Raw genomic sequence first — 12,450 nt, 5'->3', positions numbered from 1 at the left:
TGCGCGGGGTGCCCGGCGCGTCGAACACTGCTGGCCTTAAAACAACCACAAAGTCGCCCGCCAGGAGACAGGAAATGCCAATTGCGAATGCAACCACGGTCCACAGTGACATCGACCATGGCACGAAAGCGCTGTACAGCAAGATCACCTGGAGGCTCATCCCCTTCCTGTGCTTCTGCTACCTCGCAGCTTATCTGGACCGCATCAATGTCGGCTTCGCCAAGCTGCAGATGCTCGAAGACCTGCAGTTCAGCACAGCGGCCTATGGCCTGGGTGCCGGGCTGTTCTTCGTCGGCTATATCATTTTCGAAGTGCCGAGCAACCTGATCCTGCAGCGCGTTGGCGCCAAGCTGTGGATCGCCCGCATCATGATCACCTGGGGCCTGCTGTCGGCCTGCACCATGTTCGTCAGCACCACCACGCAGTTCTACATCCTGCGTTTCCTGCTCGGCGCGGCCGAGGCCGGCTTCCTGCCGGGCGTGCTGTTCTACCTGACCATGTGGTACCCCACCTACCGGCGCGGGCGCATCATTGCCCTGTTCATGATCGGGCTGCCATTGTCGAGCGTGATCGGCGGGCCGATTTCTGGCTGGATCATGGGCAATTTCGACCAGGTGCATGGCCTGCACGGCTGGCAGTGGCTGTTTTTGCTGGAGGCGATCCCCAGCGTGCTGCTGGGCATCCTCACATTCTGGGCATTGCCCAACCACTTCCAGCAGGCCAAGTGGCTGTCGGCTGAAGACAAGGCCCAACTGGCGGCAGACCTGGCCGCCGACGATGCCGAGGGCAAGGACAGCAAGCACAGCTTCCGTGACGGCTTTTTCAACCTGAAGGTATGGATGCTGGGGGGCATCGACTTTTCGATTTTGCTCAGTGCCTACGCCATGGGGTTCTGGATGCCGACCTTCATCCGCGATGCGGGCGTCAGCGACACCTTCCACATCGGCTTGCTCACGGCCATTCCGAGCCTGGCCGCCCTGGCCGGCATGCTGATGATCGGGGCCAGCTCCGACCGCCACCGTGAGCGCCGTTGGCACATCATCGTGCCGTTCATTATTGGTGCAATTGCCATGGCCAGCAGCACCTTGTTCAGCCAGAACCTGGTGATGACCGTGGTGCTGTTCGCCATTGCCTCGGCAGCGATCATCGGCGCGGTGCCGGTGTTCTTCAGCCTGCCGGCCACCTTCCTTAAAGGTACTGCAGCCGCCACCGGCTTTGCCCTGGCCTGTTCGGTCGCCAACATCGCGGGCCTGGTGAGCAACTCACTGATGGGCGTGGTCACCGACCTTACCGGGACCTCGCACGCTGCCCTGTGGGTATTTGCCGGGTGCCTGATCCTCAGCTGCTTCCTGGTCATCGCCTTGCCGGCGAAGCTGGTCAACCGCTAGCGGCCCAGCGTTTCAAGCAACGGCAGGGCAGGCGGGCCGGGTGCCCGCCTGCCGCCCCCCCTCTCGCTGCAACCCCACGTGGGTGGCCATACATGGCCGCCGCGCCGGGTTGCTGTTGCCCGAATCCAGGAGTAGCCCCATGCAAGGTTTCACTGCACCGCGTTTTTCTTCGTCTGCGCGTCTGGCCGGCGGTTGTATTGCCGCCGCATTGTGTGCAGAGGCCTCGGCAGAAGAGGCCGGTTTTATCGAAGGTGCTCGCGCCACGCTGCAGGCGCGCAATTATTTCTTCAGCCGCGACTATGCCGATATCAAGGGTGCCAGCACCCAGTCGCGTACTCAGGAATGGGCGCAGGGTTTCATCCTCAATGCCAGTTCCGGTTATACCCAGGGCACCGTTGGCATCGGTGTGGATGTTATCGGCCTGCTCGGTTTCAAGCTCGACAGCAGCCCGGCGCATGCCAGGTCCGGGTTGCTGCCCAGCCTGGACAGCGGCAAGTCGGCGGACGAATACAGCCGGCTTGGGGCGGCGATCAAGTTCAAGGTGTCGCAAACCGAGCTGAAGGTGGGCGAGTTGATGCCCAACCTGCCTGTGCTGCTGTTCAGCGACTTGCGTCTGCTGCCGCCCACCTACCAGGGCGCGATGCTGGAGTCGCGCGAGTTTGCCGGGTTGACACTGAGTGCCGGCCAGTTCCGCTCCACCAGCCTGCGCGACTCCTCCAACAGCCAGAAGATGTACGCGCTGGTCAACGACCCGATCAACCCGGCGCGGCTGGCGCGTTTTACCAGTGATCGCTTCAACTACGTTGGCGCCGACTATGCCTTCAACGATAACCGCACCAGCGTTGGCCTGTGGCAGGCGCAGTTGGAGGATGTCTACCAGCAGCGGTTTTATAGCTTCAAGCACGCCGAGCCGGTCGGGGACTGGACGCTGGGGGTGAACGCCGGCTACTTCGATGCCCGCGAGGACGGGCGCAAGATCGCCGGCGATTATGACAACCATGCGTTGTTCAGCCTGTTCTCGGCCAAGACCGGCGGGCATACCTTTTACGCGGGCTACCAGCAGATCGGCGGCGAGGACGGTTTTATCCAGGTGGGAGCCAACACCAACCCGATGGGTAATACGCTGCCGACTTATGAGTTTTCCGCGCCGGGCGAACGCTCGTGGCAGGTGCGGCATGATTACAACTTTGTCGCCTTGGGGCTTCCGGGCCTGACGTCGACCCTGCGTTATGTGAAGGGGCGGGATGTAGACACCGGGCTGGGCTATGAAGGGCGTGACCGCGAGCGCGATCTGGACTTGGCCTACGTGGTACAGAGTGGGCCGCTGGCCGGCCTTGGGGTACGGGTGCGCAACGTGATGGCGCGCTCCAATTACCGGACCGACATCGACGAGAACCGGTTGATCCTCAGTTACACAGTCAAACTGTTCTGAAGTGATTGCCCGAGCTGCGCGCTTTTGCAGGAGCCGCGTTGTATCGCGACAGGGCTGCTCCTGCAAGGCTGGGCATACTTTGTGGGAGCAGCAGCGGTCACTGCAAGGTCACGGGCCTCAGGCTATCCGGCAACTGCCTGATAGCCGCCTCAATCCGTGCAATAGGGCCAGCGAGGCGGTCCGCTTCCTGGTCTTTGCCCTCACTTCTCAGGCGGTCACACTCAAGACGCAGGTCGAGCAATTTTTTCTGTAGCTTCAGGGCCGAAGTGTTGAACGGGTCCATGCTTTTCTCACGCTGTAGGCTTCCGTGCCGTTGTAGGAAAAATGGACCGTAGCAGCTCGGATTTGCTGGAGAAACTGATGTTTCATACAGGTGATTCCCAGTGCCGCGATTCTTCCTACAGCGCAGAGTAAACAATCCTACAAACTACGTTTCAATTCATGTGCTCCCGATTGCGCTCAACTTCCCGCCCCAGCTGGGTGCATTCACCCTTCGAGGGGCAGGCCACCCGGCGTGGTTGCAATCGGAGCCTTTAGTCCTTTTTGAAATCTCATGTAGCAATTGTCGCCCTGCAGGTCAGTGACCATCGGCGCAAAAGCTGCAGCAACTGACCTCATAAGCGCTGCCCGCCCCGGTCGTTGAAAGTTTAAGCAATAAGCACCATGAAGAATCTGCACAGTGCATCTGATCCGCTTTTTTTCCACAAACCTGAATCTGTAACCGTATCAGCCCAAGCCTGACAATAAGCCCATTCCCGCATCAAAACTGTAGAGGTTCCAATGGGCAAGCTGGCGCTGTTCCTGGGTGGTTTTCTGCTGCTGACCATTCTGATTGGTATTCTTGGCACCATTCCGCCAAGCTGACTGCAACTGCGTTTTCCCTCCGCGGCCCGTCTATTTCAAGTGGCGGGCCCAATCCCTGACCAATTGGCCAGTATTCTCCCTTCCTGCACTGCTGGACCAGCGGTAGGTGCAAGTCATTCTCAAGTGCAAAAGCCTCGTGTAGTCTCCCGCCGCCGCTCATTCGGGCCGGTCATTTTGCCTTGGAGTCGATACATCAATGGAATACAAGAAAGGCACTTCAGCCGTGCTGGAGTGGCGTAGCCGTTTTCTTGCTGAAGGTACACTTGATGAGCAGGTTTATGACCAGGCACTGCGCGATGCCTTGCTGTTGGAGCAGGCTGGAGTGATCAGTACGTCGGAGTGGATCGAGCTGGTCAAGCTGGCAAACACCGCGTTGCTGGTTGTGCGATAAGTCGTTCTTTGCGTTGGGAAATCTGTCCACAAAAAACGTGGGTAGGTCTGTGGATAAAGTGCTGAAAGCCAAGCCCGCTGCGGTCTCTGTTAAATTGAGCAGAAATTGAACAGTCATTTCAGGGGGCTGTTTCAGCAGGCGAGGCCGGCGCGGCGCAACGCCGTCAGCAAGTCGCGCACCCGCGCTGGCAGCTCGCCGGCAGGGTACACGGCATGCATTTGCGGGTCCTGGCCGCTGCTGGAAGTCAGGCGGTAGTGCGGGCACACGCGCACCAGCCGTCCGGCCCTGACCTGCGCTTCGCCAACCCAGGCAGCCAGGCGGGCGATGCCTGCGCCGGCCAGGGTGCTGTGGTACACCGCGTCACCTGAGTCCAGGCGCAACCTGGGCCTTGGGCGCAGGCTGGTGATCTGGCCGTCGCGGTAAAAATGCCAGGCCTTGAGGATGCGCGGGGCGGTGTGCAGGATCAATGCATGCCCTTCGAGGTCTTCCGGTTGCTGTGGCGTGCCGGCCACGGCCAGGTACGCCGGGCTGGCATACAGGTGGCGCTGGTAGGCCCACAGCGGGTAGCCGATCAGCTCGCTTGATTGCGGGAAGGCCCCACGCACCACGAAATCGAACTTGCCTTGCAGCGGGTCGAGGGTTTCGTCGCAGTACTTTATGTCCAGGGTCACCCCGGGGTGGCAGCGGGAGAACTCGGCAAGCACCTGTGGCAATACATGTTCACCCAGCAGTTGCGGTACGGCAAAGCGTATCCAGCCTTGGGCGCTGCCGCTGAGCGCGGCCAACGCGTCGGCAACATCACGTTGCACATCCAGCAAACGTTCGGCATGGGGCAACAGGCGCTCGCCGGCTTCGGTGAGGGTTACGGCGTTGGCGTTGCGGTTGAGCAGCTTGCTGGCGGCGTTGTCTTCCAGGGTTTGTACCGCGCGGGTTACCGCACTGGGCGAGCGCCCCAGTGCACGTGCGGCGGCCACGAAGCTGCGCTTGTGGGCCACGCTGACGAACGCCTGGATTTCCCGCAACATGTCCAATGCCATTGCCTGCTCCTTGTTGCAGTTTTTGCAATATGGCATTTCAACACATGCGCGGCACTTTGATTAGCCTTGCAGGCGTCTTCACTGCCTGGAACCGCGTCATGATGGATATTGCTGTGCTTTCTGTGTTCGCCTTTGCCGCTGGGCTGATCGACGCCGCAGTGGGGGGCGGGGGGCTGATCCAGATCCCGGCCTTGTTCAACGTGCTGCCTACCGCGCAACCAGCGGCCTTGCTCGGCACCAACAAGCTGGCGTCGGTCTGTGGGACGGCCTTCGCGGCGCGCTCGTTCATTCGCAAGGTGACGCTGGACTGGGGGCTTATCGTGCCAGCGGCGCTCAGCGCCTTTGTCATGTCGTTCGCTGGGGCTGCCACGGTGTCACTGGTACCGCCCAGTGTGATGCGCCCGGCAGTGCTGGTGCTGATCGTGCTGATGGCCATCTATACCTTCTGCAAGAAGGATTTCGGCACCCTGCACAAGCCCGCGCAGATCGGCCGCAAGGAGCAATGCCTGGCGGTGCTGATCGGCGGTGCGATCGGCTTTTACGATGGCCTGTTCGGTCCAGGCACCGGCAGCTTCCTGATCTTTCTGTTCATCCGCTTCTTTGCGTTGGACTTCCTGCACGCTTCGGCCTCGGCCAAGGTGGTGAACATTGCCACCAACCTGGCGGCGCTGGTGTTCTTCGTGCCCTCGGGCAACGTGCTGTATGCCATTGCCCTGCCCATGGCTGCGTGCAATGTGCTGGGGGCCCTTACCGGCACCTGGCTGGCGGTACGCAAGGGCGCAGGCTTTGTGCGCGGGCTGTTCCTGATACTGCTGTGCGTGTTGATCGCCAAGCTATCGTGGGACTTGCTGGTTGCGTGACTCAGCCACCTGGCGCTGTGCTTCGGCCTGCTCGACGCGGTTGCGGCCATGGGCCTTGGCCCGGTACAGCGCCTGGTCGGCACTTGCCAGCAACGCGTCCAGGCTGGGGGCCGGGATATTGGCGTCGCAGCCGGCCAGGCCGATACTCACGGTGATCTGCAGGCGCTGGTCGGCCTGCACCACGTGCAGGTCCTGTATGGCACGGCGCAGGCGTTCGGCGGTGAACTTGGCACGTTCAGGCGCAAGCCCCGGGAGGATGACGACGAACTCCTCGCCGCCCAGCCGCGCGAGCAGTTCATCGTTGTGCAACTGGTCCTGCAGGGTGCTGGCAAACTGGCGCAGCACCTGGTCACCGACCCCGTGGCCATGGGCATCGTTGATCGACTTGAAGTGGTCGATATCCAGCATCATCAGGGTTAGCGGCAGCGCCTGGGCATGCTGCTGGCGGCTGTCCAGCAATGCGTTGGCGCGGCGGGTGAAGGCACTGCGGGTGAGCACGCCGGTAAGGTGGTCGATGGTGGCCTGATGCGCCAGGCGCGCCATCAGGCTGCGGTTGGCCTGGCTGACACAGGCCACCACCAGCGGGCCGAGCACCAGCATCGCAATGCCCAGGCGCGCCGACATCAGCGTGGTCACACCGGGCTCGCTTTGCGGCACGCTGAAGTGCATGAGGTTTTGCGCCACCGCCACAATCAAGGTACTGCCAGCGGTAAGTGTCAGCAGCGAAACCATGAACGGCGAGTAGGTCCACGCACACCACAGCAAGGCGGCAATCGGGAAGGCAATGGCACCGGGGCCGCCAAAGGCAATGCTGACCGCCAGCGAGGCCAGCAGCATCAGCAGTGGCGCCAGGCGGATGGCTTGGGCGCCACCCCGCACCAAAGCCCGCGCCGAGGGTGCTGTAAGCAGCACCGGCAGTACCAGCACGCTGGTCGAAAACTGTTCGCTGAACCAGGCGAGCCAGGTGGCACGCAGGGATTGCTCGAACCACGGTGCGGCCATGACCGCTGCCATGCTGGCCGCCACCATGGCGGCGGCGGCACAGGCGGCAAACACGCTGAGTACGCCGTGCGGGGTGCGCATGCGCCGGTGCAGCCGCGGCAAACGCGATAGCAACTGCCAGAGGGTAACGACCACGCCAAGATTGCACAGGTTGAACCACAGGGCCGGCACCCAGGCACTGCCACACAGCAGGTCGGCACCGACCATGGCCAGCCAGACCAGGCTGAAGCCGGTCAGCGTGGCCTGGCGCGGGTAGCGCAGCAGCACGCCGGCCAACACAGCATTCACTGGCCAGAACAGCGACAGCGATTCGATCGGGCGTGCCAGGATACCGCCCAGGGTGAGGGCAAAGGTCAGGCAAAACAGAACGACATAAGGCAACAAGCGCGATTGGGCTGGAAAAACCATGAACTCGACCGGCAAGCGGAAACGAAATCCAGGACAACGCCTTGAAGCACCTGGGGCAATAGCCCGCAGTGTGTTTCGTCAGGCCACTTGATGTCAATCTGCCGCGATCGGTCGAGATAATGTCAAATTGCCTTTAGTCTATAGCGCTTTTCTCATAGCCCGAAGAACCACGGCACCATCACGACGGTGACCAACATCACCAGCACGGTGAAGGGCACGCCAATTTTGACGAAATCAGCGAAGCGGTATTGCCCCGGGCCCAGCACCAGTGTGTTGACCGGGGATGACACCGGTGTCATGAACGCCGCCGATGCGGCCAGCGCCACGGTCATGGCAAACGGGTAGGGCGACATGCCCAGCTGCGCTGCGGTGCTGACAGCCACGGGTGCCATCAGTACCGCAGTGGCCGTGTTGGAAATGAACAGGCCGATCACCGCTGTAACGGCGAACAGGCAGGCAAGAATGGCACTGGGGCCGGCACCACCCAGTACGCTTACCAGCCCACCCACCGCCAAATCGATGCCACCGGTTTTCTGCAGTGCCTGGGCGAATGGCAGCATGCCGACGATCAGCACCAGGCTTTGCCAATGAATGGCCTTATAAGCGCTGTTCATGTCGATACAGCGGCCGGCCCCCATCAGCAGGCAACCGATCAGCGCCGCGATGACATTGGGCACGGCACCGCTGACCATCAGCCCGACCATTACCGCCAGGCTAAGCAATGCCTGCGGCGCGCGGGTGCGGGCTGGCGCGACCTGATCGATCTCGGCGGGCAGGCTCAATACCAGAAAGTCTTTGGGCTGGCTTTGCAACTGGCGTACCGCCTTCCACGGGCCGACCACCAGCAGGGTATCGCCAAGGCGCAGTTTTTCGTCTACCAGTTGCTCTTCGATTGCCGCCTGTTCGCGGCGCAGGCCGACCACGTTGAGGCCGAAGCGGGTGCGGAAGGCCAGTTCGAGAACGCTCTTGCCGATCAACTGCGAGCCCGGCGGCAGCGAGACCTCGGCCATGCCCAGCTCCTGGGACTGGTCGATGAAATAGGCCGCCTTGAAGTGCAGGGGCTCCAGTTGCATGGTCTGGCACAGGCTGCGCAGGTTGTCGCGGTTGGCGAACAGGTCGAGCAGCAGCACATCGCCCTGGTGCAGTACGGTGTTGGAGTCGGCGCCGATCACCCGTGTGGTGAACTTGTGCTGGCGCTCGATGCCGATCACGTTGGCGCCGTGCCGGGTGCGCAACTCCAGCTCGCCGAGGGTATGGCCGATCAGCGGTGAATCAGGGCGTATGCGCAGGCGCCGTTCACGGCCGTTGAGCTTGTAGTCCAGCACCAGGTCCAGCAGTGTCCGGCGGGTTTCCACGCGGCCGTCCTTGCGCACTTCGCCGTTCAGCCAGTGCCGGGTCAGCAGCATGTAGCCGATCCCCAGCACCAGCACCACCAGGCCGAAAGGGGTAAAGCTGAAGAAACTGAAGCCCGCTTCGCCATTGCGCACCAGCTCGCTGTGCACCACCACGTTGGGCGGTGTGGCCACCAGGCTGAGCATGCCACTGATCAGCCCGGCAAATGCCAGTGGCATCATCAGACGGCTGGGCGACAGCTGCAGGCGCGCGGCAATGCTCAGCACTACCGGGATGAAAATGGCCACCACACCGGTGGAGCTCATCATCGACCCCAGCCCGGCCACGGCCACCATCAGCAGCACCAGCAGACGTGTTTCGCTATTGCCGGCCCGCTCGCTCATCCATTCGCCGATGCGGTAGGCAATGCCGGTGCGCACCAGGCCTTCGCCGATCACGAACAGGGCGGCGATCAGTACCACGTTGGGGTCGCTGAAGCCGGCCAGGGCCTGCTCAACGGTGAGGATGCCGAGTAGGGGCAGGGCGAGGATCACCATCAGCGCGACCACGTCCATGCGTGGGCGATTGATGATGAACAGGGTAACGACGATGGCCAGCAGGCCGAGGACCCAGAGCAGATCTTGGTTCATGGGGAGGGGGTGTTCCTTCACACGGGGCACGATAGACAGTAGCAGCCAGTGTGCCAGTTCGTGATGAAGGGGGTGTTGATGTGCTGCAACAAAAAGGGCCGCTATACGGCCCTTGAGTCAGGTAATCAGTGACGGTGACGGCGGTGCTTTTTGCTGCCGCGGTTGTCGTCACCCAGGTGGTTGCCGAGGGCCCCACCGGCTGCGCCGCCCAGGCCAGCACCGACCGTGGAGCCGGTCTTGCCGCCCACCGCGCCGCCTAGCAGCGAGCCGCCAGCCGAGCCCAGGCCACCGCCGATGGCGGCTTCGGTACGATTGCCCTTGCGTGCACCTACCGCGCTGCCGGCTGCGCCGCCCACGCCAGCACCGATGGCCGCGCCGGCCTTGCCGCCGAGTTGTTGACCAACAACGTTACCCAGCACACCACCCAGGCCACCGCCAATGGCGGCAGTACCGTCGCCGGCGAAAGCGCCCTGGCACAGCAGCAGGCCGAGGGCAAGGGAAGGCAGAGTCAGACGCATGATACGAACCTCAAAGGAATCATCAGGTTAAGGTGCCGCGCAACGGGCGGCAGGTCAGGGGTGCAAAGACGCTTCAGCGGTAGTCGCGGTCACCGCGGTACTGACGATTGTCATCGTCATCGCGGTCATGCCGATGGTGGTGGCGATGGCCACGGTCGCGGTCACGCCAGCCATCGTCGTCATCATGGTAGCGATGGCTGTGACAGCCTGCGGTCAGCAGGACTGCAGCAATCAGCGAAAGGCTTGCAAGGCGGGTCATCACGATATAGGTCCTTGATCCGCAAAGGTTTACGGGGCACTTGCTGAGACTGGGAATGATCCATTTGGTTTCCCGGGCAGGCAAAAATTTGTCGCGCCAGTGATGGGCGGCGTGCTTGCAGGCTGTTGTTCTGTCCCATTCGGTCATGGTCGAGTGCGCCATGGCCCTCTAGACTGTGGGGTAAGCCGCAGCGAAGACGGCAATCTGCCACTCGGTGAATCACGATGATCGCCCACACCCCCACGTTGTTTGCCGCCGTTGCCTTGGTCGCAACTATTCTAGCTTTCTGCCTGTTGCTGGTGGGGCGTAGCAACCGCCGTGACAACCTGCTGCTAACGGGTTGCGGGCTGCTGGTGCATGCCCTGGCTTATGTCTGCTACACCGTCTATGCCCAGGCCCCGCTGTGGGTCAGCTATGGTCTGGGCAACAGCTTGCTGTCGCTGGCCCTGGCGTTCTACACCGCCAGCTTGTTCCGGGTGCGTGAGCAGGTGGTGCCCTGGCGTGTCATCTTCGTCATTCCTGCCTGCATGCTGGGGGGGCTGGTGCTGCTGCTCGATACGCTGGAGCCGCGCATGCTGCTGGCGACGCTGGTATTGATGCTGCAGTGCTCGATGATCCTTTACTGGGCGTGGCGCCATGCCGAACGGCCGGGCAGGGCCCACCTGCTGCTGCAGATCGGTGCGCTGATCAGCCTGGTCGGCCTGGGTATGCGTGTGGTGGCGGTGGCCAATGGCACGGCAGTGGAAATGCGTTATGACACCAGCAACCTCAAGCAGAGCATTTCCGTGGCAATCGGCACGGCGACGGTAATGATGTATTCGATCGGGCTGGTGCTGATGGCCAAGGAGCGTAGCGAGTCCCGCTTGCAGCACCTGGCCCTGCACGATGTGCTGACCGGCACATTCAACCGCAGGGCGATCCTGGACCGGTTTGCGGTGGAACTGGACCGTGCTCGCCAGCAACAGGCCAGCCTGGCCGTGGCAATGATCGACATCGACCATTTCAAACGCATCAACGACCTGTATGGGCACCTGGCTGGCGACGAAGTGCTGTGCCATTGCGTGCGCCAGTTGCAGCAGCGGCTGCGTCAGGGTGACAGCCTGGGCCGTTATGGTGGTGAGGAATTCCTGCTGTTGTTGCCGGGCACTGACCGCAGCGGGGCGATGGCTGCGCTGCAAGGCCTGCGCGAGGCTATTGCGCGCAGCCCGGCCCGTTTTGCCGATGACCAGATCGAACTGCGCTTCAGCGTGGGCCTGTGGTGTGGCGTACCAGCTCCCAAAGATAGCACCGCCAACCTGCTGGCCCAGGCGGATGCCGCGCTGTACCAGGCCAAGGCCGCCGGGCGCAACACGGTGCACATGGCGGCATTGATCCAGGCGGGTTGAATCAGGACGCCGGCTGGATCGCCAGTACTACACCGTTGGTGATCTGCACCAGCACGTAGTGCTCGCCCATGCGTACCCAATGGCTTTCTTTCTCGGGGGCGGGCAGGCCTTTGGCTTTCCAGTCCTTGATGGCCTGCTCGTCACGTTTGTACTGGTCCGGTGCCTTGTCGCCCACTTCAAGCGTGCGGTTGTGGGTTTCCGGGGCGGTGATGCTTTCTTCGCTGGAGGGCGCGGCGCTGACGGCCAGGGGCAGGCAGGGCAGGGCGGCAAGTAGCAGATAGTGAAGCTTCATGTGGTGCTCCTTATGGCGGCGTACCTTATCTGCGACAGCGGCATGTGCGTGACAATTCACTCGCAATGCCCGCGAGTGCTAGAGTCGCATCTTTTTCGATACCCTGAGGATGGAACATGCGTGCGATTTTGCCGATGGCCGCGGCGCTGATGCTGGTCGGTTGTGCTTCTGCGACCATGGAGACGGCCCGCGGCGGCAAGCCGACTGCGCAGCTCGATTCAAGCAAGGCGCCGGAGCTGGTGGCGCAGTGTATCCAGTTCAGCTGGCAGGAAGAGAAGGTGTTCGGCGATGACGCCAGTGGCTACCTGCAACCGCGCAAGCAGGGCGGGTTCACCGTGTATACCCGTGAGGCAGAGGCGTTTGTGGATGTCTATCCACAGGCAGGCGGGGCTCGGGTGGATTACTACGCGCAGAAAAACGACGGCGTGGCGCTGCAGCGCCGGGCAGCGGCGGCGACCTGTTTGTAAAGGCCGCAGCCTGTATTGGCTTCATCGCCGGCCTGTAGGGGCGGCCAGTGCAGTCCAGTTATTGCTCAGTGGGTGCTTTGCGGGCTTTACAATTTTTAGCAAGGCAGTGGTGTCTTAGAGGGGCAGGTGGCGGCTAGCATGAACCGTTACCACTCAAGGAAGACA

The 12,450-nt window shown here is 62.2% G+C and carries 13 protein-coding genes; 6 read left to right on the top strand and 7 right to left on the bottom strand.

Going from position 1 to position 12,450, the window contains the following annotated elements:
• Positions 1-74 precede the first annotated feature (74 nt).
• Entirely contained in the window at positions 75-1,388 is a 1,314-nt protein-coding gene (locus OZ911_RS18885) for an MFS transporter (protein WP_016487975.1), read from the top strand.
• Positions 1,389-1,527: 139 nt separating this feature from the next.
• On the top strand, positions 1,528-2,820 hold the full coding sequence (locus tag OZ911_RS18880) for an OprD family porin (RefSeq protein ID WP_016487974.1): 1,293 nt from the start codon (positions 1,528-1,530) through the stop codon (positions 2,818-2,820).
• Between the two features lie 97 nt (positions 2,821-2,917).
• Here OZ911_RS18880 and OZ911_RS18875 read toward each other — a convergent pair whose 3' ends face one another.
• Positions 2,918-3,103, bottom strand: coding sequence for a hypothetical protein (locus OZ911_RS18875; protein ID WP_016487973.1), 186 nt, complete (start codon positions 3,101-3,103; stop codon positions 2,918-2,920).
• Positions 3,104-3,880: 777 nt separating this feature from the next.
• Here OZ911_RS18875 and OZ911_RS18870 point away from each other — a divergent pair.
• Complete coding sequence (locus OZ911_RS18870; protein WP_016487972.1) at positions 3,881-4,075, top strand: hypothetical protein; 195 nt, start codon at positions 3,881-3,883, stop codon at positions 4,073-4,075.
• 131 nt (positions 4,076-4,206) lie between these two features.
• Here OZ911_RS18870 and OZ911_RS18865 read toward each other — a convergent pair whose 3' ends face one another.
• Positions 4,207-5,112, bottom strand: coding sequence for a LysR family transcriptional regulator (locus tag OZ911_RS18865; RefSeq protein WP_268968451.1), 906 nt, complete (start codon positions 5,110-5,112; stop codon positions 4,207-4,209).
• A gap of 98 nt (positions 5,113-5,210) precedes the next feature.
• Here OZ911_RS18865 and OZ911_RS18860 point away from each other — a divergent pair, with 98 nt between their 5' ends.
• Positions 5,211-5,972 carry a sulfite exporter TauE/SafE family protein gene (locus tag OZ911_RS18860; RefSeq protein ID WP_060517156.1) on the top strand — a complete coding sequence of 254 codons (762 nt, stop codon included), beginning with the start codon at positions 5,211-5,213 and terminating at the stop codon, positions 5,970-5,972.
• Here OZ911_RS18860 and OZ911_RS18855 read toward each other — a convergent pair.
• The 4 genes from OZ911_RS18855 to OZ911_RS18840 all read right to left on the bottom strand — a co-directional run bounded on the left by OZ911_RS18855 (position 5,946) and on the right by OZ911_RS18840 (position 10,141).
• A complete protein-coding gene (locus tag OZ911_RS18855; protein WP_016487969.1) occupies positions 5,946-7,397 on the bottom strand; it encodes a GGDEF domain-containing protein in 1,452 nt (483 codons plus the stop codon). The genes OZ911_RS18860 and OZ911_RS18855 overlap by 27 nt on opposite strands.
• A 137-nt stretch (positions 7,398-7,534) precedes the next feature.
• A complete protein-coding gene (locus OZ911_RS18850; protein ID WP_016487968.1) occupies positions 7,535-9,364 on the bottom strand; it encodes an SLC13 family permease in 1,830 nt (609 codons plus the stop codon).
• A 125-nt stretch (positions 9,365-9,489) separates the two neighbouring features.
• Positions 9,490-9,882, bottom strand: coding sequence for a glycine zipper domain-containing protein (locus tag OZ911_RS18845; protein WP_060517179.1), 393 nt, complete (start codon positions 9,880-9,882; stop codon positions 9,490-9,492).
• A 73-nt stretch (positions 9,883-9,955) separates the two neighbouring features.
• Positions 9,956-10,141 carry a hypothetical protein gene (locus OZ911_RS18840; RefSeq protein WP_016487966.1) on the bottom strand — a complete coding sequence of 62 codons (186 nt, stop codon included), beginning with the start codon at positions 10,139-10,141 and terminating at the stop codon, positions 9,956-9,958.
• A 224-nt stretch (positions 10,142-10,365) separates the two neighbouring features.
• On the opposite strand from OZ911_RS18840, the gene OZ911_RS18835 reads away from it, so the two are divergent.
• Complete coding sequence (locus OZ911_RS18835; RefSeq protein WP_070086357.1) at positions 10,366-11,526, top strand: GGDEF domain-containing protein; 1,161 nt, start codon at positions 10,366-10,368, stop codon at positions 11,524-11,526.
• A 1-nt stretch (position 11,527) separates the two neighbouring features.
• Here OZ911_RS18835 and OZ911_RS18830 read toward each other — a convergent pair whose 3' ends face one another.
• Positions 11,528-11,818, bottom strand: a complete 291-nt coding sequence (locus OZ911_RS18830; RefSeq protein WP_016487964.1) for an RcnB family protein — start codon at positions 11,816-11,818, stop codon at positions 11,528-11,530.
• 116 nt (positions 11,819-11,934) lie between these two features.
• On the opposite strand from OZ911_RS18830, the gene OZ911_RS18825 reads away from it, so the two are divergent.
• A complete protein-coding gene (locus tag OZ911_RS18825; protein WP_016487963.1) occupies positions 11,935-12,285 on the top strand; it encodes a hypothetical protein in 351 nt (116 codons plus the stop codon).
• Positions 12,286-12,450 lie beyond the last annotated feature (165 nt).

It is taken from the genome of Pseudomonas fortuita, assembly GCF_026898135.2.
Lineage (GTDB): Bacteria > Pseudomonadota > Gammaproteobacteria > Pseudomonadales > Pseudomonadaceae > Aquipseudomonas > Aquipseudomonas fortuita.
This window is presented reverse-complemented; position numbering and strand designations above follow the sequence as displayed.

What these genes read in the sequence shown, in the direction of transcription:
- OZ911_RS18885 (WP_016487975.1), top strand. Translation starts at nt 75, where the DNA reads ATGCCAATTGCGAATGCAACCACGGTCCACAGTGACATCGACCATGGC.
- OZ911_RS18880 (WP_016487974.1), top strand. Translation starts at nt 1,528, where the DNA reads ATGCAAGGTTTCACTGCACCGCGTTTTTCTTCGTCTGCGCGTCTGGCC.
- OZ911_RS18875 (WP_016487973.1), bottom strand. Translation starts at nt 3,103, where the DNA reads ATGGACCCGTTCAACACTTCGGCCCTGAAGCTACAGAAAAAATTGCTC.
- OZ911_RS18870 (WP_016487972.1), top strand. Translation starts at nt 3,881, where the DNA reads ATGGAATACAAGAAAGGCACTTCAGCCGTGCTGGAGTGGCGTAGCCGT.
- OZ911_RS18865 (WP_268968451.1), bottom strand. Translation starts at nt 5,112, where the DNA reads ATGGCATTGGACATGTTGCGGGAAATCCAGGCGTTCGTCAGCGTGGCC.
- OZ911_RS18860 (WP_060517156.1), top strand. Translation starts at nt 5,211, where the DNA reads ATGATGGATATTGCTGTGCTTTCTGTGTTCGCCTTTGCCGCTGGGCTG.
- OZ911_RS18850 (WP_016487968.1), bottom strand. Translation starts at nt 9,364, where the DNA reads ATGAACCAAGATCTGCTCTGGGTCCTCGGCCTGCTGGCCATCGTCGTT.
- OZ911_RS18845 (WP_060517179.1), bottom strand. Translation starts at nt 9,882, where the DNA reads ATGCGTCTGACTCTGCCTTCCCTTGCCCTCGGCCTGCTGCTGTGCCAG.
- OZ911_RS18840 (WP_016487966.1), bottom strand. Translation starts at nt 10,141, where the DNA reads ATGACCCGCCTTGCAAGCCTTTCGCTGATTGCTGCAGTCCTGCTGACC.
- OZ911_RS18835 (WP_070086357.1), top strand. Translation starts at nt 10,366, where the DNA reads ATGATCGCCCACACCCCCACGTTGTTTGCCGCCGTTGCCTTGGTCGCA.
- OZ911_RS18830 (WP_016487964.1), bottom strand. Translation starts at nt 11,818, where the DNA reads ATGAAGCTTCACTATCTGCTACTTGCCGCCCTGCCCTGCCTGCCCCTG.
- OZ911_RS18825 (WP_016487963.1), top strand. Translation starts at nt 11,935, where the DNA reads ATGCGTGCGATTTTGCCGATGGCCGCGGCGCTGATGCTGGTCGGTTGT.